We start from the raw sequence: 25,823 nt of genomic DNA on the forward strand, positions 1-25,823 counted from the left end.
CCGCAGGCCTCAGAACTGCCAGTCCAGGGTCAGGCCGACCCCGTGACTCTTGTCCCGAGAACCCAGCAGGCCGTTGTAGTCCAGGTTTACCCGGGTATCGCGCCCCAGCAACAGGCCGGCGCGAGCCCCGACCACAGCGGCGTTACGGTCCAGCGCAACGCTCTGTATGTTGAACGAACCACCATTGGCAAAAGCCAGGTGCTGATCCGAATGGGTATCGCTCAGGTTGTGCTGCCAGCCGAGGGTGCCGGCCAGTTCCAGCTGCCGGACATCGGACAGGGCGAAGCGTTTGCTGGCCCGCAGGCCGAGGGTCGAGAGCACCGCGTCGCGGTTGTCATCGCCACTGCGCAGTGCGGTAGCCCCGCCTTTTTCGCGGAAGCTGTCGCTGCCCACATGCACGTAGGCCAGATTGACGAAGGGCTCCAGGGCCACACCCGGCAGCGCCACTTGCCACGCCGCTTCGGTGAACAGCTGGGCGGTCTGGGCGTCGCGCTTGACCTTTTGCCGGTCGGAGAACTCGCCGTATTGCAGGTCGCGCTTCACATCGATGCGATGCCAGCTATAGGAACCGCCGACGCTCAGGCGCACGGCATCCAGCTGATGACCCAGGTAGGCACCCAGGTGATAGCTGTCCACCTCTGCCTGGGAATGGGTGCCGTCGCCCATGCTCAGGGAACTGTCGCTGTAGCCGGTGAACAGGCCGAGACGAGTGTCTTCGGCGATCAAGCCATCGACCCCGGCGAGCAGGCCGCCGATCGAAGTGTTGTAGTTGGCATGGTCATAACCGCCGTCGGCCTTGCCCCAGGCCCCCAGCACCTTGAACCACACATTGTTGTCGCTGGCCGCGGGCGCCGACGAATCGAGCAGGCCGTCCTGACGCAGACGGTCGCCCACCGCATCGCGCAGCTGACGGCTGTCGTTGATCAGCAGCGTGCCGATGGCCGGATGGATCTCCCCGGTCAGTTGCTGGAAGGCTTGTTGCGCGCTGGCGGCGTTCTCCGACAGCAGCAGGCTTTCGTACACCGGATTGCCCGCCCCCAGTCGCTCGGCGGCGGCCGCCACGGAACGCTGGTTCGGGGTCAGGCCGACGTCGCTGAAGGACGTGGCGTTACGCGCGACCTGCAACTGTACGCCGCTGGCCGAGTAATCGAGGCTGCCACCAATGAACAGGTAGTTCGGCGTCACCGAACCGAAGCGCCCTTCGATGCCACCGGCCGCCTGCAGGATGTTGTATTGCCGGCCGAGCAGGCTTTGCGCCTCGCGGGCACTGAGCAGGGTCGGGCTGTTCTCCAGGGCCAGGGTCACATTGGCCCCTTCGACGGTGGCCTTGCCGCCGGCGACTATCTGGTCGCTGCTGGTGGGCGACAGCTCCACCGCGTAGGTCGAGCCCGGTTGCAGGGTCACGTCGCCCGCCACCTGCAAGGTGCCGATCGAGTTGCCCGGCGCCACGGTACCGCCACGGTTGGCGGTCAGCGCGGCGATGCGCCCGTTGCCGCCGAGAATGCCGCTGTCATTGACCGTCACCGCCGAGGCCAGCGAACCGTTGATGGCCAGGCGTCCCTGATTGACCAGGGTCGGGCCGCTGTAGCTGTTGTTGCCGGTCAGCACCAGGGTGCCGATGCCCTGCTTGGTCAGGCCGCCGTGTCCGGAAATGTCGTTGCGCCAGACATCCAGGCCGCAAGACAGGCCAGTGCACAGGCGCTCGGTGGGTTTGCCGGCATCCACCACGGCGCCGATACCGGGCAGGTCGACCACGAACTGGCCGGAGCCGTAGGCGCCTTCGACCCGGAACTCCTGAGGAATGTCCGCTTCGGTGACGAACATGCCCGGACCGTCGATGCCCTTTTGCAGGTTGATCATGCCCCAGCCGTACAACGCGTCGATGCCCGGATCGCCCATGTCGGTGGCGGTGGTCCTCAGCACCGTGGCGATCTGCGAAGCGCTCATGTAGGGAAAGCGCTCCATCAGCACCGCCGCCGCGCCCGCCACATGGGGCGCGGCCATCGAGGTGCCGCTCTTGTTGGCGTAGCCGATGGTCATGTCGTCCAGGTTGGTGCCGCCGATCACCGCGCTGTAGATCCGCGTACCCGGCGCCGAGACGCAGAAGCTCGCGGTGTAGCCGCAGCGCGAGGAGAAGGTGCTGAGGGTGTAGGGATTGGGGCTGGCGGTGTCCGGGTTCTTCTGCAAGGCCGCCACCGTCATCCAGTTCGGCGCGATTTCCGGCACGAAATAGGCCAGGCCGGCGATGGCGTCCGGGTTGTTCAGGTTGTAGTCGTTGCCGGCGGCGAAGATGGTCAGCACACCACCGCGGGCCGCGTCGATCGCCCCGCTGTAGGCGCCACCCTGGCGGGTGCCCAGCAGCGGCTGGATCTGGTCGAACTGCAACTGCGCGTCCTGCACGGTGAAATGCGGGAAGGCCGGGTCGCGACCGCCCTGGTCGAAGCGGTCGGTGATGCCGATGCCCCAGCTGTTGTTGATGATCCGCGCGCCGCTGTTCACCAGGGCATCCCAGCCGGCCCGGTAGACCGCGCCGTCGTTGCCGAGAATGATCCCGTCCTCGGGGCCCGGGTCGCCGTTTTCGGCGCTGATGATCTGCGCGTCGAAGGCCACGCCATGCATCGGCCCGCCGTCGCGGCTGCCGGCGGCGATCCCGCCGACGTGGGTGCCGTGGGAGCCGAGCTTGCCGTCGGAGCCCACCGAGGGCGTGCCGTCATAACGGAAGGCATCGCCGGCTTTGACCGGAATGTAAGGGTCGGTGTATTCGCGGATGCCGCTGGTGACCAGGGTGATCACCTTGTTGCTGCCGCTGAATTCCGGGTGCTGGGCATACACCGGCTGGTCGAAGATCCCCAGCTTGACGCCCTTGCCGGTATAACCGGCGGCATAGGCCTGCTCGGCATGGATCGCCCCCAGGCCCCATTCGGCGTTGAACTCGGCACTGCGCCAACTGCCGGGATCGCCCGGCTGGCCGCTTTCGACATAAGGCGCGGCCTGGGCGTTACCCGCCACGGCCAGGCCACAGATCAAAGCGCCGCAGGAGGCGCGCACCAGGCTGTTGGCCGCCGGAGCAGCCCCCGTAAATCTGTATTTCATCGGTACCTTCCTTAGTTGCCTTGCTTAGAAATAGTTGCCTTGCTGGAAATAGTTGCCTTGCTAGAGGAAACACCGCGCCAGACCCGGCGCGGGTGGTTTTACCGAACAGCCGGCCCGCCAACGGCGAGCCGTGCTGTACCGATAGCGGCTGCCGTGTCGACGCGACCTTGCGTCGACACGGCGCTGTCAAAAGCCGGGTCAGAACTGCCAGTTCAGGCTCAACCCCGCCCCGTGGTTCTTCTCACGGCTGGCCAGCTGGCCGTTGTAATCCAGGCTCAGGCGCAGGTCCCGGCTCAGCGCCAGGCTGGCATGGGCGCCGACCAGCGCGGCATTGCGCGGCAGCGAGGTGCTTTCGACGCTGAACGGCGTGCCGCCGGAAGCAAAGGCCAGGTGTTCCTCGGCCCGGGTGTTGCTCAGGTTGTGCTGCCAGCCCAGGGAGCCGGAAAGGTCCAGGCGGGTTTGCCCGGACAGCTCGAGGCTTTTCAGGGCGCGCAGGCCGAGGGTACTGAGTGCGGCTTCGCGACTGTCGCTGCCGCCTTTCAACGCCGCGGCGTCGCCCTTCTCGCTGAAGCTGTCGCGGTGCAGGTGCACGTAGGCCAGGTTGGCGAACGGTTCCAGGGCCAGCGCCGGCAGGTCGAGGCGATAAGCCGCCTCGCCGAAGACCTGGCTGGTACGGGCATCGACCTTGGCTTTCTGCTTGCCGCTGACTTCGCCGAACTGCAGGTCGCGCTTGACGTCGGCGCGATGCCAGCTGTGGGCCGCGCCCGCGCTCAGGCGCCAGGCGCCCAGCTCGTGGCCGAGGTAGGTGCCCAGGTGATAGCTGTCCACCGAGGCTTTGGAATGGGTGCCGCCGCCCATGCTCAGGGAGCTGTCGCTGTAGCCGACGAAGGCGCCCAGGCGCGTGCTGTCGCTGAGCGCGCCATCAGCCCCCAGCAGCAACCCGCCGATGGACGTGTTGTAGCCCTCGGTGTCGTGGCTGCCGTCGTTCTTGCCCCAGGCGCCCAGCACCTTGAGCCAGAGGTTGCCCTCGCTCTGCACCACCGTGCCCGGGACCTGCAGACGCTCGCCAACCGCATCGCGCAGCTGCCGGCTGTCGTTGAGCAGCATCGAACCCAGCGCCGGGTAGATTTCCCCGGACAGCTGCTGGAACGCCTGTTGCGCCACACCGGCGCTCGGCGAGCGCAGCAGGCTTTCATACACCGGGTTACCGGCCCCCAGTTGCTCGGCGGCGGCCGCCACCGAGCGCTGGTTCGGGGTCAGGCCGACACTGGCGAACGAGGTGGCGTTACGCCCGATGCTCAGCTGCACGCCGCTGGCCGAATAATCGAGGCTGCCGCCGAGGAACAGATAGTTCGGTTCCACCGAGCCGAAGCGCCCGTCGATGCCGTTCGCCGCCTGGAGGATCTGGTACTGGCTGCCGATCAGGCTTTGCGTCTGTTGCAGGCTGAGCAGCTGCGGGCTGTTTTCCAGGGCCAGGGTGACCCCGGCGCCGTTGAGGGTGGCCTTGCCGCCAGCGACGATGCGGTCGCTGCTGGTGGGCGACAGCTCCACGGCATAGGTCGAGCCCGGCTGGAAGGTCACGTCCCCCGCCACCTGCAAGGTGCCGATGGAGTTGCCCGGCGCCACGGTGGCGCCGCTGTTGGCCAGCAGCGCGCCGATGCGGCCGGAACCGCCGAGGGTGCCGCCGTCATTGACCGTGACACTGGAAGCCAGCGAGCCATTGACTGTCAGCAAACCGCCGTTGACCGTGGTCGCGCCGCGATAGCTGTTGTTGCCGCTGAGCACCAGCCAGCCGGCGCCGGACTTGATCAGGCTGCCCTCGTACACCCGCTGCGCGGCGGCCGCGTCGCGGGCCATGCCGACGGCGTAGTCGGTCTTGTCCTGCTGGCTGGCGCCGGCGCCCAGGCCGTTTTCCCAGCCCTTGTCCTTCAGGGTCTGTTGCCAGGCCGCGTGTTCGGCGGCGTCCTCGCCCTGGCGCTGCAGCAGCGCCTTGTCCGAGATGTCGTTGCTCCAGACATCGCCCTGCCCGGCACCCAGGTTGGCGTCGAACGATCCCAGCAACTGCCCGGGACCCTGCATGGCCCGCTCCAGGTTGGGCACGCCCCAGCCGACCAGGCTGGTGGGCGCCTCGGTGATCGAGCCGTCCAGCTGGGTGGCGGTGGTCAGCAGCACCTCCAGGGCCTGCTGGTTATTCATGTAGGGATAACGCTCCATCACCAGGGCCAGCGCGCCCGTGGCATGGGGCGCGGCCATCGAGGTGCCGGACTTGGTGGCGTAACCGCCGCCGGGCACTGTGCTGGAGATCAGCCGCCCGGGCGCGGCCACGCACCAGTACTTGGCGATGCCGCACTGGTTGTAGCGCTGCTGGTTATTGGCATCCAGGCCGGACACCGCCAGCCAGTGGCCTTCCAGCTCCGGCTGGAAGTACGGCAGCGCCGCGCGCACGCTGGCGTTGGCGTAACCGCTGTTACCGGCGCTGAACACGTTGATCACGCCCTGGCGCGATATATCGGCTGCCGCGTCCAGCCAGGTGACCTGGCCATAGTGCTGGGCATAGGCGGCGTGCAAGTCGCCCAGGGTCTGGTAGCTGACACCCGGCGGCTGGCTGCCCCAGCTGTTGTTGATGGCGCGCACCCCGGCATCCGCCAGGGCGCCGTACACCGCCTTGAAATACTGCGGGTCCGGGGTCGGGCCGAACAGGAAGCTGTCGTTCTTGTTGGTGTTGCCCACGTAGACCTGGGCATTGAAGGCCACGCCGTGCATGCCAACGCCGTCGCGGGCCGCGCCCATGGTGCCGGTGACATGGGTGCCATGGCTGTCGTTGTTGCCGTTGAGCACCCCGGAGACGCTGAACGGCGTGCCATCGACATAGCTGCCGGAGGCGGTGACCCCGTGGAAGCGCTCGGGCGAGGCTTCGCCATGGCTGGCGTCGAAGCCCGAGTCGAGGGCACCGATCTTCACCCCGCTGCCGGTGATGCCGGCGGCATAGGCGGAGCTGGCGCGCATGCGCTCCAGGCCCCAGTCCTGGGTGTATTCGGCCGATTGCCAGCTGGCCGGCACCCCCAACTGGCCGGTTTCCTGGTACTGCGCCTGGGCCATGCCCGGCAGTGCTACCGCCGACAGCGTGGAGCAAGCGAGCAACGAGCGGCGACTCAGCGCCTTGAGCTGATAAAAGCGTCTATCCATGTGATGACTTCTCGTTTTTTGTTTTTGTCGAAAATGTCAGGTCGGGCCGCCCGCGGCCGCCTTTTTGTCAGTTCATGAGCCGGGCCTGAAGGCTTCGTCGACCCGGGCCAGGTCGTCTTCACGCAGGGTGCCTGCGTAGTAGTGCAACTTGGTCCAGGCCATCAAATAGTCGTAGCGGGCCTGCGCCAGGTCGCGGCGCGTGGTGTACAGCTGCTGTTCGGCGTTCAGCGCGTCGAGGTTGACCCGTTCGCCGCCGAGGATGCTCTGCTTGGTCGAGACCACCAGGGCCTCGGCCGAGGTCAGCGCCTTCTGATAAGCCCGCAGCTTGCTGACCCCGGACAAGCAAGCGCTGAACTGGCGCCGCAGCTCGATCAGGGTGGTGCGGGTCTGCGAATCCAGCTCGTACTCGGCTTGCTCCATCGTCCGGCTGGCCTGGCGGGTGGCCGCCGAGACACCGCCACCGGCGTACAGCGGCATGCTGATTTCGATGCCGATGGTGTTGGTGTCGTAGCGCTGGTTGTAAGTGTTGCCGCTTTCCGACTCGACCCGGCGCGAGGTGGCATAGGCGCTGAGCCGCGGCAGATGGCCGGCGCGATTGCGCTCGATCTCGTAACGCGCCACTTCCACGGCCTGGCGCTGGGAGGCCAGGTTCGGGTTGTTACTGATCGCCAGTTCATGCCAGGCGTCGTAGTTGGCCGGCGACAGGGTGAAGGACTCGAAACGCTCGCGCAGCGGGTCGAGGTCGCGGATGTCCACGGTCGGCACGCCGATCAGCGCGCCCAGTTCGCGCAGCGCCGCGTCCTGCTCGTCGCGGGCCTCGATCTCCTCGGCGGTGGCCAGCTCGTAGCGCGACTCCGCTTCGAGGATGTCGGTGCGGGTGCCCTCGCCCTGGCGAAACATGTGCTCGTTCTGCTGGAACTGCTGCTCGAAGGCCTTCTTCTTGGCCAGGGCGATCTCGATCTGGTCCTGGGCGAACAGCGCCTGGGTGTAGTAGGTCAGCACCCGTACCAGCAGCTCCTGGCTCTTGCCGCGAAAGTTCTCGTCGGCGAACAGCGCCTGGGCCACACCCTTGCGGTAGGAGGCATAGGCCTCGTAGTCGATCAGCGGCTGTTGCAGGGTGAAGGTGGAGCCGTAGCTGTCGTAGTTGCGGTCATCGTGGCTGGTGCCGCCGCGGCCGTCGGGCACGGTGGCCTGGGAGTTGTTGCGGCCCTTGTTGTAGCTGTAGTTGAGTTTCGGCAGCAGCCCGGCGCGGCCGATGATGCGGTTCTCCAGGCCGGCATCGCGCTCCTTGATCGCGCCGAGAAACACCGGGTCGTTGCGCAAGGCCTGTTCATAGACCTGGAACGGCCCCATGGCCTGGGCGTGGGTGCATACCAGTAAAGCGACTGTGGCTCCGAAGATGGAAAGCTGACTCATGCGACGGAACATCCTTATTCCTCGGTCAATGCGGAACCCGCCCGGTCGAGCAGGGGTTTGAACAGGTAGTTGAGCAGCGAGCGCTCGCCGGTACGGACGAACATCTCCGCCGGCATGCCCGGCTTGATCACCAGGCCGTTGAGCTTTTCCATGGCCTGGTCGCTGACGCTGCTGCGCAGCACGTAGTACGGCACCCCGGTCTTTTCATCGACCATCTGGTCGGCGGAGATCAGGCTGACCTCGCCGGACACCCGCGGCGTGCGGCTCTGGTTGAAGGCGGTGAACAGGATGTCCACCGGCAGGTGGCTGCCGACCTTGTCGATCAGGTTCACCGGCAGGTGCCCTTCCACTTCCAGGCGAGTGCCCTGGGGCACGATCTCCAGCAGGTTTTCCCCGGGGCGCACCACGGCGCCTTCGGTGTGCACCCCGAGGTTGACCGCGATGCCGTCGGCCGGCGCGAGGATTTCGCTGTGCTGCAGGTCGAAACCGGCCGAGGTCAGCTGCTGTTCCAGGGTCAGGCTTTTCAGCTGGGCTTCGGCCAACTGGCTGCGCACTTCCTTCTGGTATTCCTCGCCGTGCTGCTGCAACTTGAGCCGCGACTCGAGAATGCCCTGCTCCACCCGCCCGCTTTCACCGGTGTTCTGCGCCAGTTCCTGCTGCACCTGGGACAGCTGGCGCTGGTACTCCATCAGGCGGTTGCGCGGAATGTAGCCGTTATCCGCCAGGGGTTGCAGGTTGGCCAGTTGCTGGCGCAGGGACTCGGCCTGGTTGTTGAGGTCGGTACGCGCGCGGCGCATCCCGGCCAGTTGCGCGGTGGCGCCTTCGATATTGGCGCGGATCCCGGCCTGCTCGCGGGCGAAGGCTTCGCGCCGGCTGCTGAACAGTTGCCGCTGGCCTTCCAGCACCAGGGCCAGGCGTGGATCGGGATCGGCGCTCAGGGCCTCGGGGAAATTCACCTGCTTGAGGTTGTCGCGTTCGCTCTGCCAGCGCGCCAGGCTGGCCCAGGCCATGCGGTACTGCGCCTGCAGCGACTGCACATCGGCTTCGACCTGGGTCTGGTCCAGGCGGAACAGCGGCTGGCCCTGCTTCACCGCCTCGCCTTCACGCACCAGGATCCGGCTGACCACCCCGCCGCTCATGGATTGCACGGCCTTGCGCTTGCCCGAGACCACCACCGTGCCTTGCACCGGGATGCCCTGGTCCAGCGGCGCCAGGGCCGCCCAGAGAAAAAAGCTTCCGGCGCCGGCCAGTGCCAGGACCCAGCCCATGCGCGCGAAAAACCGCGCATCGCGCTCGGGACGCTCCGGCGCGTAACCTTGTTCGATCATCATTTCGCTGTCCTTGCTCATGCGCCTGGGTTCCGTGTCGGGGCCTGATACTGGCGGCTCATGCTCAAGCCGCCCGGGGCCGTCGGGGCCGAGGTTTTTTCCCGCTGCTGCTCCTGGTTTTGGGCCTGGTTTTGGTGTTGTGCCTGGGCACCACTGGACAGCGCCTTGAGCACTTCCTGGCTCGGGCCGAAGGCCTGCAGGTGCCCTTCGTTGAGCACCAGCAGCTTGTCGGCCTGGGCCAGCGCCGAGGAACGATGGGTGACCAGGATCACGCTGGTGCCCTGGGCCTTCATCTGCGCGATGGCCGACGCCAGGGCGCTTTCGCCCACGGTGTCGAGGTTGGAGTTCGGCTCGTCGAGCACCACCAGGCGCGGCTGGCCATACAGCGCTCGGGCCAGGGCCACGCGCTGCTTCTGGCCGCCGGACAGGCCGCTGCCGTCATCGCCCAGCAGGGTGTCGTAGCCCTGGGGCAGGCGCAGGATCAGTTCGTGCACGCCGGCCTGTTGCGCGGCCTGCACCACCTGCTGCGGGTCGGCTTCCTGAAAGCGCGCGATGTTCTCGGCGATGCTCCCGGAAAACAGCTCGATGTCCTGGGGCAGATAACCGATGTGAGGCCCCAGTTCGTTGCGGTTCCAGCGATGGATATCGGCGCCGTCCAGGCGCACCGTGCCGGCCAGGGTCGGCCATACGCCCACCAGCACCCGGGCCAGGGTGGACTTGCCGGAGCCGGAAGCGCCGAGCACCCCCAGCACCTCCCCCGCCCCGAGGTTGAAACTGACCTGCTGCAAGGTCGCCATGCGCTTGCCCGGCGGGCCGGCGCTGACCTGCTCGAAGCTCACCTGGCCCTTGGGCGCCGGCAGCGACATCGCCGTGTCGCTCGGCGGGAAGGCTTGCAGCAGCGAGTCCAGGCGCTGATAGGCCAGCTTGGCGGAACTCCACTGCTTCCAGACGGCGATCAACTGGTCGATCGGGCTCAGCACCCGGCCCATCAGGATCGAGCCGGCGATCATCATCCCGGCGGTCATGTCACCCTTGATCACCAGCAAGGCCCCCAGGCCCAGCACCAGCGATTGCAGGCACAGGCGCAGGGTCTTGCTCAGCGAGCTGATGACCGCGCCGGTGTCGCTGGCCTGGTTCTGCAGGCCGAGAAAGCGCGAATGCACCTCGAACCAGCGCTTGCGCAGCGCGCCGAGCATGCCCATGGCCTGGATGGTCTCGGCATTGTGCAGGTGGCTGGTGGCCAGTTGCGTGGATTTCTGCGAATAACCGCTGGCCTCGCCCAGGGGCTTCTTGGTCATCGCCTCATTGAGGTACGCCAGGGCGATCAGCAATACCGCGCCCGCGGTGGCGAACACCCCCAGCCAGGTATTGAACAGGAAGATCACGAACAGGTAGATGGGGAACCAGGGCGCGTCGAAGAAGGCGAACAGCGCAGGACCGGTGACGAACTGGCGGATATGGGTCAGGTCGCCCAGGGACTGCCCGGCGTGGCCTTCGCCGCGAAACAGGTTGCGCTCGAACGCCGCCTGGTAGACCCGCAGGTTGAAACGCCGCTCCAGCTGGCTGCCGATGCGAATGACGATAAAGCTGCGCACCACCTCCAGCAGGCCGATGAACGCGAAGAACCCGACCACCATCAGCGACAGCATCGCCAGGGTGGTTTCGTTCTGCGAGGAAAGGACCCGGTCGTAGACCTGGAGCATGTAGATCGAGGGGACCAGCATCAGCACGTTGATCAGGGCGGTGAAACACCCGACGCTGATCAGAATGCCTTTGTAATCGCCCAGTGCCTTGAACAGCGGTGCAGTGGTCTTCGCCATCTTCATTGGTCTTTCCTGAGCTGTAATATCCCGTGCCAGGGGCGCAGGACAAATAAACCGCCCGTACTTGAGTCGGGACATTATTGGATTTATTGCGGCGGACAGGCGAAAGAACTCTACCGTCAGACGAAACGGAGTTCTAGTTATTTAGTTGTCTTTAATCGAACGAAGGACATCGCGTATATGGCACTGCCTTATACGCTTATCCATACAGATACATTTAAAGATGCATACAGCCGCGATAACTCAGGGTGCGCGCTGCAATATAATCGTGATGCCTGATTTCAAAGTGCCTTGATATAAGCCTTCTTTCTGGCGACTTAGAAAGATGATCTTCGAACCCTCTTTGCCGGTCACGGCAATACCGTCCGGCTCGGGAAACCAGCCAATGGCCGTATCGCCCAGCCAGGCGGAAAAACACTCGGCGCCGGCACCCAGGGTGCCGTTCAGCTCGAGGTCCAGGGCACAGTGGTTGGCAGGTTGCGCCGGCTGCGACAGTTGCCAGTGCCCGGCCAGTTCCGCGGGGTCCGCCAATCTCAGGCTGCTTGCCATGCTTGTCTCTCCATAAAACATCATCAGTGTTGCGATCAGGTACGCGCCGGCCTTAGCGATCAAGGCAGTTCGAATCATAAGGGGTTAGCTCCGGGCCACAGCCTCAGGCAGTTCGCCTGTCAATGCAAGGTCAGAGGGCGACGCCTGAGCGCCACCCTCCTTCTTTTACCTTACCGCAATGACTCAGGCGACGATGTCGGTGTAGGCCGCCTGGCCGACGGTGCTGACCAGAAAGTCCGCCACGCCGTGCCCGGAGAAGTCCACCGACAAGGTGCTGTTGCCAGCCGAGGTGCTGAGGATCGCGTCGCCGGCGTTACCGGTGAATGCGTTCACGAAGTGCAGCCCTGCGCCCTTGGTGATACCGGTCAGATCGATCTTGTCCAGGCCGCTGACAAAATCCAGGATCTGGTCGGCCGCACCCGGAGCGGAGTCTGAACTCGCGCCGAAGACGAAGGTGTCGGCACCCGCGCCACCCCAGAGTTTGTCCGCACCGCCGGCACCGTAGAGGATGTCGTTGCCGGCACCGCCCTTGAGCTCGTTGGCCACCTTGTTGCCAATCAGCAGGTCGCTGCCCGAACCGCCGATGGCGTTCTCGATGATCGCGCCCTTGGCGATGGACACGTTGCCCACCATGCCGCCAACGTCGGAGAACGAGGCATCATTGAGGTTGATCTTCTGGTTTTGGGTAAAACCGGAGAAGTCCAGGGTGTCCTTGCCGCCCGCGTCCCATACCGAAAACACCAGCTTGTCGGCCGACGAACTGGCGCTGAGGAAGTCGCGCCCGGTATTGGAGTTGAAGCCGTAGGTGGTGTCGCCGGTACGGGTGGTGGTGTTGGCCCCGTAGAGCTTCTGGATCGCCGCGATATCGTCCATCAGTGGGCCGGACGAATAGGCTTCGACGCCAGCCTTGCTGAAGTTCTGGTCGGTGTTGCTTTCGCTCCAGTAGCTCATGATGCTGTAGCCGCGCGTATCCTCTCCATAGGTCGCGTCGTTGTAGGTCGGGTTGCCGTTCCCGGCGTTGTAGTCGCCAGGGTGGGCCAGGCCCAGGGTGTGGCCGATCTCGTGGGTCAGCGTCTGCCGGCCGTAGTTGTTCAGATCGGGGGCCTTGTTCTGGGTGTAGCTGCTGTTGATCAGGTACCAGGACGTACCGTCGTAGCCAGCACCGGTGCCCGGCAGGTAGGCGAAGGCCGCCGCGCCGTCCTGGCCGCCGCTGTAGTTGCCGAAGGTCATGTGACCGTCACCACCGGAAGCCTTTTCGGTGAAGGTGACATTGGCCACGTCGGCCCAGGATTGCATGGCCAGCGCGGCCTGGGCTTTCTGCTGGGCGTTGAACTGGCTGAACCCGGAGATGCCATGCTTGTACATGGTGCTCGAGGACGCCGAGGTCAGGAAGGTATAGGTCAGTTCGATCTTGCCGTTGCCGTTGAGATCCTGGTACGCGGCACCGTCGCGCAGCAGCTGGGTGGCTGCCTGATCGACCGAGTAGGAGGGTTTGCCATTGACCGTCAGATTGCCACCCCGGTCATACTGATGGCTGAAGCTATTGATCTGGTTGTAAGCCGAACTTGCCGCGGCCAAGGGCACGAGTTCTTGTTCGGCGGTCACAATAGCTTTCGCTTTAACTTTCGACATAAACACACTTCCTTGTAATCAATGGAACAGTTTTTGTCCGATAGCGACAATCCCTGGCGAGATCGTCCTATCACTCGCCCTATCCGGGCGTAAGCAACCTGACACAATTTGAAATCAGGCGTCCACTACTTTTTGACGCCTGATTTTCGCTGTTCCAGCAAACTCCCGAAAACAATGACTGGTGAGTCGAAATATTCTTTAAGCTTCAATACCCGTTGATAATTGTCGGACAATCTCGAATTTAAATATTAAATAACAGTACAGATAGTTTTGCCGACTACGTCGCAGTTTTTTAGTTCATGCAAGTCTGTTCCACCCAGTTAGTTTCATCGCTTGCAGCAGGGTTTCCCCGGTCAGCGCCGGAACACTCGCGCCACTGTCCGCGGTCATCGGCTCGCCCGCCAGCAAGGCATTGACGATGGCCTCCTCCACCGCTTCGGCGGCGGCGCTGAACAGGGCCGAGATGTAATCGTTGTTGAGCATCGCCAGGGGTGTGCTGAAGGGCACGCCCTGGCGCCCGTAGGCGGAAGGCGGCAGGTCGCGGTTGCCGGTGGCGAAGGCCAGGAAGATATCGCCGCTGGAGTCCTCGGTGCCGCCGCCGGTGCGGGCGATGCCGATGGACGCGCGCTGCGCCAGGCGTTGGCACTGGTGCGGCAACAAAGGCGCGTCGGTGGCCAGGATCACCACGATCGAGCCCATGCCCGGCGTACCGCGCCGGGCGAAAGGCGACGGGATGCCGCTCAGTTGTCGCCCCACCGGGTAGCCGTCGACCCGCAACTCCTCGCGCTTGCCGTGGTTGGCCTGCACCAGCGCGCCGACCGTGTAGCCGCCCTGCTCCCCCGGCACCTGGCGCGAAGCTGTGCCGATCCCGCCCTTGAACTCATGGCAGATCATGCCGGTGCCGCCGCCCACCGCGCCCTCACGCACCGGTCCGGACTCGGCATTGGCCAGCGCCTCGCGCACCTGCTGCGGGCCGACATGCTGGCCCCAGATATCGTTGAGCAGGCCGTCATAGGTCTCCATCACCACCGGCATGCACCAGTATTCCGCGGGGTCCGCCAGGCTTGCGTGCTCCTCGGCGATCAGTGCGTCGCGCACCACGCCGACGCTGTGGGTGTTGGTGATGGCCAGCGGCGTGGTCAGCAGGCCCGCTTCGCGGATCCACTCCAGGCCGGTGGCATCGCCGTTGCCGTTGAGTACATGGCAGCCGGCGAAACAGGGTTGCAGCCGGGCAAAGCCCTCGCGGGGCTGGATCAGGGTCACCCCGGTACGTACCTGCTTGCCGTCGACCGTGGTCCTGAGGGTGCTGTGGCCCACCCGTACCCCCGGAACGTCGGTGATGGCATTGAAGGGGCCGGGAGTACCCAGGCCCAGGCTGATCCCCAATTGACGTGCGCGCATGACTTCTCCTTAGAGTTTCTGGAACGCCGGGCTGAACCGGCCGTTGGTGCCATACAGGATCACCGACAGCGCCAGCAGGCCGACGATCACCATGATGTCCCTGAGCGAAGCGTCCAGGAACAGATTGAACAACAGATACCCGGCGCCGATCACCGCCAGCAGCGCCGGCAACGGCCACAGCGGCATGCGGTACGGGTGGGCGCGGTCGCGCAGCAGCACCCGGCTCATCAGCGCGCTGAGGGCGACGATCAGGTACACCAGCATGATCAGCAGCACGCTGAACGAGGTCAGGTCGGCCAGGTTCGAGCTGAAACTGAGCACCGCCGAGGGAATGGCCAGGAACAGTGTGGCCAGCCACGGCGAGTCCCAGCGCGGATGAATCCGCGTGAACAGGCGGTTGATGCCCGGCGTCCACAAGGCATCGCGGCCGCTGGAGAACACCACCCGGCCGATCTGGATCACGATGGCGACGATGGCGTTGAACACCGAGAGGAAGATCCCGGCGCTGACCACCCGCGACAGGGTTTCGTTGCCGTGGCTGGTGAGCAGGTAGCCGATGGGGTCGGGACTTTCGAGCATGGCGCTGAGGGACGGCGCGCCAATCAATAGCGCGGTCAATGGCACCAGTTCGATGATCACCACCAGCACCAGCGACCAGAGCACCGCCTTGTGCACGCCCTGCCCCTTGCATTTCATGTCTTCGGCCAGCAGCACCGCCGGGCCGTAACCGTTGTAGGAAAACAGGCCGATGCCCACCGCGCCGATCACCAGGGCCCAGGGCGCCATGTGCAATACGCCGTTTTCGACGATCTGCGGTTGCAGCAGGATGCTCGCCGGCTGCGAGGCATTGCCAAAGCCCAGGAACACGATCACCAGCAACGCGGCAATTTCCAGCAACAGGCAGGTGCCGGTGATCCAGGCATTCAGCTTGATGTTGAGGATGCCCAGCGCATAGCTGCAGATAACGATCACCAGGGCCACAGTCTGCGAATCGAAGCGCGTGCCCAGGGCATTGTTCAGATAAGTCGCCGCACCAGTGGCCAGCACCGGCGGGATGAACAGCAACATCACCAGCACCGTGAGAAAGGTCGCGTACCCGGCCATGCCGCCGAACACCCGCTTGGCGTACACATACTCGCCGCCGGCGCTGTTGTGGGCGCGGCCCAGTTCGGCGTAGCAGAAGGCGAACATCAGCGCCAGCAGCCCCGCCATGACAAAGGCCAGGAACACCCCGCTGCCGGCCTGGTGAATGGCGAACGGCGCGATGACGAAGACCGAACTGGCCGGGGTCACGCCCGACACGGTAATGGCCACCACATCGAACACGCTCAGCGTGGGTTTCAGGGCGCCTTGCGGCGCACAGGGAGAGCTCATGTCGTTATCCTCGTGGTTATTTTTGGTTTGAGGCAGAAACGAAGAACGTCGGGTGGATGCGCTCTGGGGCGCACTTGATGGAGGCCACTTTAGGCAGCCGGGGGTACAGGGCCAATTCCCCTATTGGAGTACTCCCCCTTGACGTCGCCGGGCAAATCGCCGAAACCTTGCTGCCACCTGGCGAGAAAGCAACCTGCCAGACCACAGCGGCATCGACGCGGAGCCACCTATTTGATCACTCTGTTCAGGGAAATCGGCATGCATGCCGGACTCGGGCGCACCCTCTCGCAGATCGGCGGCGAGCGCTTCTGGAAACAACTGGTGCTGTTGCTGCACCAGGCCTTGCCGTTCGATAACGCCCTGGCGATCTTCTACCCGCACAACGGCCTGCCCATCGCCCTCGAAGAATACGACGCCGAGCCCTCGGACAAGCCGGCGTCGATGCTCACCTACCTCAATGGCCTGTACCTGCTCGACCCGTTTTTCCAAGCCTGCCGCGAGGGTTATCCCAACGGCCTGTACCGCCTGGAGGAAGTGGCGCCGGACCATTTCCGCCAGACCGAGTATTTCTCCAGCTACTTCCACGACAACGTGCTGGAGGACGAACTGCAGTTCATCCTGCAGATCCCGGAGGCCGGCACCCTGTCCCTGTCGCTGGGCATGCAGAGACCGTTCAGCGCCGAGGAGATCGGCCAGCTCACCACCTTCTCGGCCTGGGTCCTGCCGTTGATGCAGCAGCATTGGCAGCAAAGCCACCAACGTCCGCAGCCACCCGCCGGGGAAGAAATGGCCAGCCAGATCCGCGACGCCCTGAGCCATTTCGGCTGCGGCGTGCTGTCGGATCGGGAAGTGGAAATCGCCCGGCTGATCCTGCGTGGGTTCTCCTCCAAGGCCATGGCCGAGCGGCTGAAGATCTCGCCGGACACCATCAAGGTGCACCGGCGCCATCTCTACGCCAAGCTGGACATCTCCTCACAGCCGGAGCTGTTCTCGCTGTTTATCCAGTCCCTGGGGCACGACCTGGAAAACCCCTGAGGGCTGCTCAGGCGTTCAGCGAACGGGCGCGGTAATCCCGCGGCGACTGCTCGAAATGCTTCTTGAAAGTACGGCTGAAGTGCGCCGAGTCGGTGAACCCCCACTTGAAGGCAATGTCGGTGATCGACGCGTGACGCAGACGCGGGTTGCTCAGGTCCGCCGCGCTGCGGTCGAGGCGCGCGCGCTGGATGAAACGGCAGACGCTGTCGCCCTGCTCTTCGAACAGCCGGTACAGCTGGCGCACCGAGATATTCATCTGGCTGGCCAGTGATACCGGGGTCAGGCTGGGTTCGGTGAGGGACTGGTTGATCAACTGCCGGGCCTGGCTGCGCAGGCAACCGCCGTGCTGGCTGTCGTAGCCGTCGAGATGGGCGCCGGGCGTCTGGCGCAGGGTCGGGCCGAGCAAGGCGATCAGCGCTTCCTGCAACGCCTGGCCTTCCTGCGGGTCGGCGCAACCTGGCAACGGCTCGCCGCAGATCTGCTCCACCAGCAGGCGCATCAAGCGGCCACTGGCGCACTGCTGCGAGAGCTTGCCGAACTTGCGCTGCTGCGCCGGTAGATGGCGATACACCTCGTCCCGGGACAAATGCAGCGAGGCATGTTCGATCAGCCCGTGGGGGACGATTTCGCAGGCCCCAGCGGAGTCCAGCAAGGCCATTTCCCCCGGCGCCAGTTCGATGCGCTCGCCGCCCTGGCTGATCTGGGCATGGCCGCTGCGCTGCATGATCAGGAAGCAGTGCCGGTCGTCCTCATGATCGACGCTGGTGCCTTTGCGCGAGATCAGTCCGGCATTGGTGCGGATCTGCGCCACCTCGAGGCCGGCGTAGTCGCGCAAGCCGACTTCACCGATGAACAACGCCGGGTTCAACGCCTGGCGGGCGTCGAAGCGACCGCAAACCCCCTGTAATGCGCCGATCCAGGCATCGAAACTTTGCGAAGCAAGCACTGTGCACCTCCAGAAGCCGGCTGAGACCGCCTTTGTTGTTATGGCGATATCATTAACATGTTATCTATTTGCCGGGCAAGGAAGCGCGGCGCAATGGATAGTCCGTTATAGCCTAAGCACGGGTTGTGCCAGACGCGGTGGGAACAGTTCAGTGATCGCGCAACAGTGAATGCAGGCGCTTGAACGTCGCCAGCAAGGCGCCGCGTTGCTCGGCGCTCAGGCGGATATAACGGCGGAAGCCGGGCAGCCGGTTGACCACCTCGCTGGCACCGAAATGCTCCAGGCGCACCCACCAGCCCTGCTCGTCGCGTTGCAATTGCAGGCGCTTGAAGTCCAGCGGCAATAGTGCCGCCAGCAGCTGCGGGTCGCTGTGCAACTGCTGCAACAGCCCAGCCCACTCATCCTGCGCGCCCTGCTTCAGGCCAGCGGCGACGCCCTGGCGGCGGATCGCGCCAGTATGGCGAATGTCGATCCGCGCCTGCGGCCCCGGCGAACCGGGAACGCGCAGGCGAAACTCGCAGACCACCAGGTGCATCAGGAACTGCGCCTGTGGCAGCTCCTCGACCTCGAAGTCCAAGCCCTCCTCGGCCCAGGTGAAGCGCGCCAGCCCGGGCGCCTGCGGCGCCCAGTCGAGCCCCGGCAGGTCGCGGCGCAACTGGTTCAGGGTCACCCCCGGGCGATAGCCCGAGGGTGGTCGCCGCCAGAACTCAGAGAGGTTTTGCCGCCAGCTTGTACTGCTCATCGGGCTTGGCTCCAGGCAGGGTCTGCGCTTGGGTTTCAGTGGGGGATTGCAGGTTGAAGGCGTTTTCCAGCACCTCCTCCACCGGCACCGGGCGGAACGGGTTGACCTTCTGCACGAAGACCGTCCAGACCAGCGCATAGATCGCCGTCAGGCCGAGCATGCTGCCAAAGGGCACGTAGATGTCCCGCGGGTTCATGCCCGGCGGCGTGATGAACCACATGCCCAGGAGGATGCCGATGGACGAGACGATCTGCGGCAGCGGGAACCAGGGCGACTTGTAGGCCCGCGGCAGGTCCGGGCGCCGGATGCGCAGCACCACCACCGCCAGGGTCACCAGCAGGTAGGCGGTGCTCCAGGCACAGACCGCGGCCAGCACCAGGTGCATGATGTTGTCGGTGCTGCCACCCAGCCACCAGGCGTGCAGGCACGGGATCAATACCGCCACGGCGATGCACAGCAACGGCGTCTTGAAGCGTGGGTGCAGGTAGGTGAAGGCCTTGGGCAGCGCGCCGTCCAGCGCCATGCCGTAGAGGATGCGCGGCAATCCGGCCATCAGCGTGTTGATGGTCGCCGCCCCGGCGAACAGCAGGCCGACGCCCAGCCAGATCCGCCCGTAGGGCCCCATCACCTGCTCGGCGAACTGCGGGATGGCCATGGGCGTGTCCAGCAGGTGCACGCTGCCGTCTTCGTTCAGCGCGATGTTCGCCACCTGGCGCTTCATCGCCGCGCCATAGATGAACATGCAGGTGGCTACCCCCACCAGGCCCAGGGCCATGGCCCGAGGAATGGTTTTCGCCGCCTTGCGCACCTCCGGCGTCAGCGGGGTGACGAACTCGCACCCGACGAACATGAACATGGCCATGCCCACCAGCGAGAGGATGGTGGTCAGGTCGGTGCCGACCATCGACTCGCCGAACCAGCCGCTGAGCTCCACCGCCGGCGCCTTGAACACCCCGACCACGCCGAAGATGATCAGGGTGGTCCACATGCCGAAAGTCAGGATCACCTCGGCGCGGCTGAACGCGGTGATGCCCACGGCGTTCAGCAGGCCGAAGAAGATCACCAGCCCGACACCCACCAGCCAGGCGCTGCCGCTCTGTTCCAGCAGGGTGTTGAGGGATTCGAAGTTCACCAGGGCCATGACGCCGCTGAGGATGGTTTCCGCCGTGCCGGCGAACACATGCACGATCAGGTAGGCGGAGATGGTCCCGGTGATCGCGAAGAAGCGCCCCAGGCCGCAGGCCAAGTAGTCGTACACCGAGCCGGTGGTGGGGATCATGCAGGCTGCTTCGGCGAAGGTCGTCGATTGCGCGAGCATCATCAGCATAGCGATCAGCATGGCCGCGGCGAACGCCCCGCCGCCGATGCCGAAGCCGGTGGTGGCGGTGAGGATCACCGGGCTGGCCATGATCAGGCCGACGGCGCTGGCCAGGGCCGTGGGAAAGCCGACCACGCCCTGGTTCAAGTGGCGGGTGAGTCTGTCGTTGAAAGACATGGTGTCTGGACCTCGAAAGCATGGGTGATGTTGTTGTTCTAGGCATTTCAAGGGCACGCCGGGCGGGCGTGTTTTACCTGGCTGTCTGCGCAGCCTGGCCGGTTGTGTCCGACTGTAGCCGCTGCCGCAGGCTGCGATAAGGCCGAAGGCCTTCGGCGATCTTGAGATCTTGCGCACCCTGCGGGCGCGATCGCAGCCTGCGGCAGCGGCTACGGGATCAGAACGCGATGCACACCGACTTGTTTTCGGTATACGCCTCGATCGCCGCGTGACCCATCTCGCGACCGATGCCCGATTGCTTGTAGCCGCCAAACGGCATCGACGGGTCGAGCATATTGTGGGTGTTGACCCAGACCGTACCGGCCTTGATCCGCGGGATCAGGTCCATGACCTTCGCCAGGTCGTTGGACCAGATGCTCGCCCCCAGCCCGTACTGATTGTCGTTGGCCAGCGCCACCACCTCGTCGATCTCGTCGAAAGGCGTGGCCACCACCACCGGGCCGAAGATTTCCTCGCGCACCACCTGCATGCCCGCGTGCACGTCGGCCAATACCGTCGGGCGCACGTAGAAACCCTGCTCGCCATAGGCGACCCCGCCGCACAGCACCCGGGCGCCGTCGGCCACGCCCTGGCCGATCATGTCCAGCACGCGCTTCTGCTGCTTGGCGGAAATCAGCGGGTTGATCTGCGCCTGTTCGTCAAGCCCGGGGCCGATGCTCAGGGAGCCGGCGATGGCCGACAAACGCTCCAGCACCTGGTCGAAGATCGCCCGCTGGATATACAGCCGCGAACCGGCGGTACAGACCTGGCCCTGGTTGAAGAAGATCGCCCCGGCGGCACCGGCGGCCGCGACCTGCGGGTCGCAGTCATCGAGCACGATCACCGGCGACTTGCCGCCCAGTTCCAGGGAAAACCGGGTCATGTTGTCCACCGCCGCATGGCCGATGACCTTGCCGATTTGGGTCGAGCCGGTGAAGGCCAGCTTGTCGATGCCTTTGTGCGCGGCCAGCGCCGCGCCGGCCTGGGCGCCGCTGCCGGTGACCACGTTGACCACCCCCGGGGCAATCCCGGCGTCCAGGCACAGCTGGCCCAGGCGCAAGGCGGTCAGCGGGGTTTCGTCGGCCGGCTTGAGCACCACGGTGCAGCCGCAGGCCAGGGCCGGGACGATTTTCCAGATAGCCATCAACAAAGGGAAATTCCACGGCACGATGGCGCCGACCACGCCCACCGGCTCCGGCACCGTGTAGGCACGGTACCGCGCGCCCGGAACGGCGGCGATGGACAGGTCCAGGCTCTTGCCTTCGATCTTGGTCGCCCAGCCTGCCATGTAGCGGGTGAACTCGGCGGCGGCGCCGACTTCCAGGGCCCGGGCCAGGTGGATCGACTGGCCGTTGTTGAGGGTTTCCAGCTGCGCCAGCTCTTCGCCATGGGCTTCCAAGAGGTCCGCAAGCTTCAGCAGCAGGCGCTCGCGATCCGCCGGGCGCTGCGCCGCCCAGGGGCCCTCGAAGGCTCGCCGCGCGGCGGCCACGGCCAGGTCGATATCGGCGTCGGCACCGGCGGCGACGCGGGTCAGTTCTTCGCCGGTGGCCGGGTTGAACACCGGCATCTGCGCACCGGACAAGGCCGGCTGGCTGCGCCCGTCGATCAACAGACCGTGCTGGCTGTCAATAAAGGCGGCGACACGTGGGTTGATGGCAATACTCATGGGCAATCCTCGTTAGTTGGCCTCATGGATCGAACTCTGAGACCAATGCCGGCCAGCGTCTTGATCCTGGCTGCCGCGAAACTTGCCACTGGCTGCCAGGGAACACCGCGACGCGGCCGGCGCGTTTTTTTGTAGCCGCTGGCGAAGCCTGCGCTCGGCTGCGAAGCAGACGCAAAACCGGCCAACGTGCAATGCCTGAGAAACCGCGGTGCCTGGAGGACGACCACTTCGTGGCCGATCGCAGCCTGCGGCAGCGGCTACAAAAACACCCTGTGCCCGGTAGCCGCTGGCGCAGGCTGCGATCGGCGGCGTAGCCGTCGCCAAGCCTGCGAATGCATTTTTCCGGGCAGATCCACAATGCGCGGGACGCCGGGTCGATGGCAGTGGCGGTCAAATACCTGGCACACAGAGGCAAGCAGGCATCCGGCAAAGGGCGCACTACTATGTCCCACGCTGTCTGTGCGTTTTCAGGAGATCCAACGTGAGCGAAGCAAGCCGTTTCTGGCATCCCATGCTGCACCCCAACGAAATGCAACAACGCGAGCCGATCCGCATTGTCCGTGGCGATGGCTGCTACGTGTACGACGACCAGGGCCACCCACTGGTGGATGGCGTCGCCGGGTTGTGGAACGTCAACGTCGGCCACAACCGCAAGGAAGTGAAGGCGGCGATCACCGCCCAGCTGGACGAACTGGAATACTTCCAGCTGTTCGACGGCGTCAGCCATCCGCGCGCCGAAGAGCTGTCGCGGGTGGTGATGAACCTCCTGGAGCCCGAGGGCATGCGCCGCGTGGCCTTCAGCTCCGGCGGCTCGGATGCCATCGAAACCGCGCTGAAACTGGCCCGCCAGTACTGGAAGCTCGAAGGCCAGGCCGACCGCACCAAGTTCATCTCGCTGCGCCAGGGCTACCACGGCACCCACTTCGGCGGTGCTTCGGTCAACGGCAACACGGTATTCCGGCGCAACTACGAGCCCCTGCTGCCTGGCTGTTTCCACGTCGACACCCCGTGGCTGTACCGCAACCCCTACAGCCAGGACCCGGAAGAGCTCGGCAAGATCTGCGCCGACCTGCTCGAGCGGGAAATCCAGTTCCAGAGCCCCGACACCGTCGCGGCCTTTATCGCCGAGCCGATCCAGGGCGCCGGCGGCGTGATCGTGCCGCCAGCCAACTACTGGCCGCTGATCCGTGAGGTCTGCGACAAGTACGGCGTGCTGCTGATCGCCGACGAAGTGGTGACCGGTTTCGGTCGCAGCGGCTCGATGTTCGGCAGCCGCCTGTGGGGCGTGAAGCCCGACATCATGTGCCTGGCCAAGGGCATCACCTCCGGCTACATCCCGCTGGGCGCCACGGTGGTCAACGAGCGGATCGAGTCGGCGTTCAGCAAAAACGCCAACTTCACCGGCGCGATCATGCACGGCTACACCTACTCCGGGCACCCGGTGGCCTGCGCGGCGGCCCTGGCCAGCCTCGACATCGTGGTCAAGGAAGACCTGCCGGCCAATGCCGCGAAGATGGGCGACTACATGCTGAACAAGCTGCTGCCGTTCGCCGAACGCTTCGACAGCGTCGGTGAAGTGCGCGGCAAGGGCCTGATGATCGCCCTCGACCTGGTGGCTAACAAAACCACCCGCGAGCCGATCGACCCCATGGGCGGCTATGCCAACCAGGTGGCGCAGATCGCCCGCGACAACGGGGTGATGGTGCGTCCGGTGGGGACCAAGATCATCCTGTCGCCGCCGCTGGTGATCCAGCCGCCGCAGATCGACGCCATAGTCGCCGCCCTGGAGCTGGGCTTCACGCAGGCCCGTTGAGCCTGACGCCGCAGCCTTGAAGCCTGGACCGCGCTGGAGCCGATATCAGCGCGGTCTGCGTGATAGCGGGAAGCCCCTTCGGGGCTTTTCGCAGCCTGCGGCAGCGGCTACAAGGAATGCAGTGCCCGTGTAGCCGCTGCCGAGCCCGCGAGGCTGCGATCGGCAACGCAGTTGCCGCAAAACCCGGGTTCGCGATCTGTCTGAAATACCGTGGCATCAGGTTTGGCGCCCGCTACGCGGTCGTTCGCAGCCTGCGGCAGCGGCTACAAGGAATGCGGTACCCGTGTAGCCGCTGCCGAGCCCGCGAGGCTGCGATCGGCAACGCAGTGGCCGCAAACCGGGGCTCGCGATCTGTCTGAAATACCCTGGCATCAGAGGGTTACGGCCCTCTTTACCGGCCGTTCATGAAGAGGGAGTCGTCCCATGCATACGCCAACCGCCCTGCCGGATGCCCAACAGCTTGGCCAACGCTGCATCAGCGCCTTTACCCGGGTGGTGCCGGCGACCCTGTGCGCCTTCTACCGCATTGACGCGCAGCTACAGGCCGAGCATTTCTCGCTGTACCACATGAGCCCGCAGATGCATGAGGCCTACCTGCAACGCTACCGGCATTACGACCCGCTGCGGCCGCGCAACTGCGTGGCGGCGGGCCGCCCGGTGCTGTCGCTGCACATGGGCATGGCCCAGCAGGGGCGGCATGAAACCGAGGTCTACCAGGGTTTCCTGCAACGCCATGGGGTGCTGGATGTGGTGGAAATCCTCGCGCGCAATGCCGACGGCAGCCCGATCACCGGCCTGTCCCTGCTGCGCGATGCCAGCCTGGGCCCGTTCCGGCCAGACGAACTGAGCACCCTGCAGGCGCTGCAAGGCCTGTTGGAAATCGCCGCCCAGGCACCCTATTCGCGCCACGACGAACGCCTGCAGGCCCTTACGCCCCGGGAGCGGCAGATCGCCTTACTGCTGCGCGACGGCGCCTGCAACAAGACCATCGCCCAGCAATTGGCGCTGGGCCTGCCGACGGTCAAGACCCACCTGATCAACCTGTTCCGCAAGGTCGGGGTGAACAACCGCACCGAGCTGGTGAGCGCGCTGTTCTTGTAAAAAACCGCCGTGCCTCAACCATTCGGTTGATGGGCAACAACGGCTTGCGCGATGAACATGAGGTTCTCCCTCATCGACAAGGTCCGCCCTCATGAACCTGCAACCCGAATGGATTACCGTTGGCGCCCTGGCCGAAGGTTTTGCCGCCGATAACCATATCCTGCCCAGCCTGGATGACCTCAACGGTCGCAGCCTGACCCTGCATTTCGCCAATGGCTGGCGCATCGAACACCTTTTCGGCTCACGCTCGCTGCATTGGCAGGACACTGAAAACCAAGCCAGCGGCGAGACAACTTATCGAGCCACCTCAATACGTTCCGGCATTTACCTGGTGGACTTTCTCAAGTCAGAGAACCACCAGATCCACTCGGTAAGCCTGATCCTCGACCTGGGCCGGAACATCTTCACCGCGGTGATCGGGCAGATGCCGAGCCAGGCCGAGACCCGGGTCGATCTGTTCAGCCGCGCCCTGTCCGGCCGCGAGCTGACCAGCGTCCAGGCCCAGTTCATCCACGGCAGCATCGACACGCCACTGACCGCCAGCAGCCCGCAACACGCGCTGACCGAAGAGCTGGTCGGCCTGCGCAATCAGTACGTCTACAGCGCCACCGAGGCCTACGAGCACGTCTACCTGAACCGCAACTTCTACAGCTGGCAGTGCCTCAAGGGCGTCGAGCAGGGCCTGGCGGACACCGACCGCTGCCATTACTACAAGCTCGCCGAACAGCTGTACCTGTTCGTCTGGCGCGAAAAGATCGTGCCGACCCTGGGCCTGGTGCTGATCGACCTGCAAGCGGGCAGGACCGACGGCAAGATCTTCGGCTACCAGGGCAGCGACTTCGCCGCGCCCAGCAATTTCCCGGTGGGCGCCCTCGCCCATGTGCTGAACCGCACCGCGTATGTCTGATGCAAACCTGTAGCCGCTGCCGAGCGACAGCGAGGCTGCGTTCGATCCGGGCGGCACTGCGACGCAGCGGTCGCGATCCGGGCACCACGTTCCGCCTGACACACCGCAAGCGCAGGTTTCGCGGCAGCTGCGTTGCCGATCGCAGCCTCGCGTTGCTCGGCAGCGGCTACCCAGACACTTGTTCCTGTAGCCGCTGGCGCAGCCTGCGATCGGCTGCGTAGCAGACGCTGCCTTTACGGCCCTTCGGGCCGATCGCAGCCTTCGCCAGCGGCTACAA

17 protein-coding genes are annotated in these 25,823 nt (G+C 65.1%); 4 read left to right on the forward strand and 13 right to left on the reverse strand.

The features are described from left to right. Window positions 1-9: 9 nt before the first annotated feature. The 9 genes from C4K27_RS16895 to C4K27_RS16935 form a co-directional block, all read right to left on the reverse strand. Entirely contained in the window at window positions 10-3,093 is a 3,084-nt protein-coding gene (locus C4K27_RS16895) for an autotransporter serine protease (RefSeq protein ID WP_053261367.1), read from the reverse strand. A 198-nt stretch (window positions 3,094-3,291) separates the two neighbouring features. Further along, window positions 3,292-6,279: an autotransporter serine peptidase EprS gene (gene eprS, locus C4K27_RS16900; RefSeq protein WP_053261368.1), complete on the reverse strand. Its 2,988-nt coding sequence runs from the start codon at window positions 6,277-6,279 to the stop codon at window positions 3,292-3,294. Window positions 6,280-6,351: 72 nt separating this feature from the next. Then, entirely contained in the window at window positions 6,352-7,707 is a 1,356-nt protein-coding gene (locus tag C4K27_RS16905; RefSeq protein WP_053261369.1) for a TolC family outer membrane protein, read from the reverse strand. Between the two features lie 2 nt (window positions 7,708-7,709). Beyond that, a complete protein-coding gene (locus C4K27_RS16910) occupies window positions 7,710-9,026 on the reverse strand; it encodes an HlyD family type I secretion periplasmic adaptor subunit (RefSeq protein ID WP_371858260.1) in 1,317 nt (438 codons plus the stop codon). A 14-nt stretch (window positions 9,027-9,040) separates the two neighbouring features. Further along, on the reverse strand, window positions 9,041-10,849 hold the full coding sequence (locus tag C4K27_RS16915; protein ID WP_053261371.1) for a type I secretion system permease/ATPase: 1,809 nt from the start codon (window positions 10,847-10,849) through the stop codon (window positions 9,041-9,043). A 240-nt stretch (window positions 10,850-11,089) separates the two neighbouring features. Then, window positions 11,090-11,473: an AprI/Inh family metalloprotease inhibitor gene (locus tag C4K27_RS16920; RefSeq protein ID WP_053261372.1), complete on the reverse strand. Its 384-nt coding sequence runs from the start codon at window positions 11,471-11,473 to the stop codon at window positions 11,090-11,092. A 105-nt stretch (window positions 11,474-11,578) separates the two neighbouring features. Then, window positions 11,579-13,027: a serralysin family metalloprotease gene (locus C4K27_RS16925; RefSeq protein WP_053261373.1), complete on the reverse strand. Its 1,449-nt coding sequence runs from the start codon at window positions 13,025-13,027 to the stop codon at window positions 11,579-11,581. Between the two features lie 297 nt (window positions 13,028-13,324). Next, the gene (locus C4K27_RS16930) at window positions 13,325-14,428 is read right to left on the reverse strand and encodes a DmpA family aminopeptidase (RefSeq protein ID WP_053261374.1); all 1,104 of its coding nucleotides are present in this window, start codon (window positions 14,426-14,428) and stop codon (window positions 13,325-13,327) included. 9 nt (window positions 14,429-14,437) lie between these two features. Beyond that, window positions 14,438-15,802: an APC family permease gene (locus tag C4K27_RS16935; protein WP_009044076.1), complete on the reverse strand. Its 1,365-nt coding sequence runs from the start codon at window positions 15,800-15,802 to the stop codon at window positions 14,438-14,440. A gap of 231 nt (window positions 15,803-16,033) precedes the next feature. Between C4K27_RS16935 and C4K27_RS16940 the strand changes: the two genes are divergently transcribed. Then, the gene (locus tag C4K27_RS16940; protein ID WP_125738050.1) at window positions 16,034-16,837 is read left to right on the forward strand and encodes a helix-turn-helix transcriptional regulator; all 804 of its coding nucleotides are present in this window, start codon (window positions 16,034-16,036) and stop codon (window positions 16,835-16,837) included. Window positions 16,838-16,844: 7 nt separating this feature from the next. Here the strand turns inward: C4K27_RS16940 and feaR are convergent, their stop codons facing one another. The 4 genes from feaR to C4K27_RS16960 form a co-directional block, all read right to left on the reverse strand. Further along, window positions 16,845-17,783, reverse strand: coding sequence for a transcriptional regulator FeaR (feaR, locus tag C4K27_RS16945; protein ID WP_053261376.1), 939 nt, complete (start codon window positions 17,781-17,783; stop codon window positions 16,845-16,847). A gap of 148 nt (window positions 17,784-17,931) precedes the next feature. Continuing rightward, window positions 17,932-18,525 (reverse strand): DUF3156 family protein, encoded by a 594-nt coding sequence (locus C4K27_RS16950; RefSeq protein ID WP_053261377.1) that lies wholly within the window; start codon window positions 18,523-18,525, stop codon window positions 17,932-17,934. Continuing rightward, window positions 18,491-20,020 (reverse strand): APC family permease, encoded by a 1,530-nt coding sequence (locus C4K27_RS16955; protein ID WP_053261378.1) that lies wholly within the window; start codon window positions 20,018-20,020, stop codon window positions 18,491-18,493. Before C4K27_RS16955 ends, C4K27_RS16950 begins: the two co-directional genes overlap by 35 nt. 217 nt (window positions 20,021-20,237) lie before the next feature. Beyond that, complete coding sequence (locus tag C4K27_RS16960; protein WP_053261379.1) at window positions 20,238-21,725, reverse strand: aldehyde dehydrogenase family protein; 1,488 nt, start codon at window positions 21,723-21,725, stop codon at window positions 20,238-20,240. Between the two features lie 481 nt (window positions 21,726-22,206). Between C4K27_RS16960 and C4K27_RS16965 the strand changes: the two genes are divergently transcribed. The 3 genes from C4K27_RS16965 (at window position 22,207) to C4K27_RS16975 (ending at window position 25,546) form a co-directional block, all read left to right on the forward strand. Next, the gene (locus C4K27_RS16965; RefSeq protein WP_053261380.1) at window positions 22,207-23,538 is read left to right on the forward strand and encodes an aspartate aminotransferase family protein; all 1,332 of its coding nucleotides are present in this window, start codon (window positions 22,207-22,209) and stop codon (window positions 23,536-23,538) included. Window positions 23,539-23,961: 423 nt separating this feature from the next. Further along, entirely contained in the window at window positions 23,962-24,639 is a 678-nt protein-coding gene (locus C4K27_RS16970; protein ID WP_053261381.1) for a helix-turn-helix transcriptional regulator, read from the forward strand. Window positions 24,640-24,730: 91 nt separating this feature from the next. Further along, window positions 24,731-25,546: a molybdenum cofactor biosynthesis F family protein gene (locus tag C4K27_RS16975; protein WP_053261382.1), complete on the forward strand. Its 816-nt coding sequence runs from the start codon at window positions 24,731-24,733 to the stop codon at window positions 25,544-25,546. Window positions 25,547-25,823 lie beyond the last annotated feature (277 nt).

It is taken from the genome of Pseudomonas chlororaphis subsp. chlororaphis, assembly GCF_003945765.1.
Lineage (GTDB): Bacteria > Pseudomonadota > Gammaproteobacteria > Pseudomonadales > Pseudomonadaceae > Aquipseudomonas > Aquipseudomonas chlororaphis.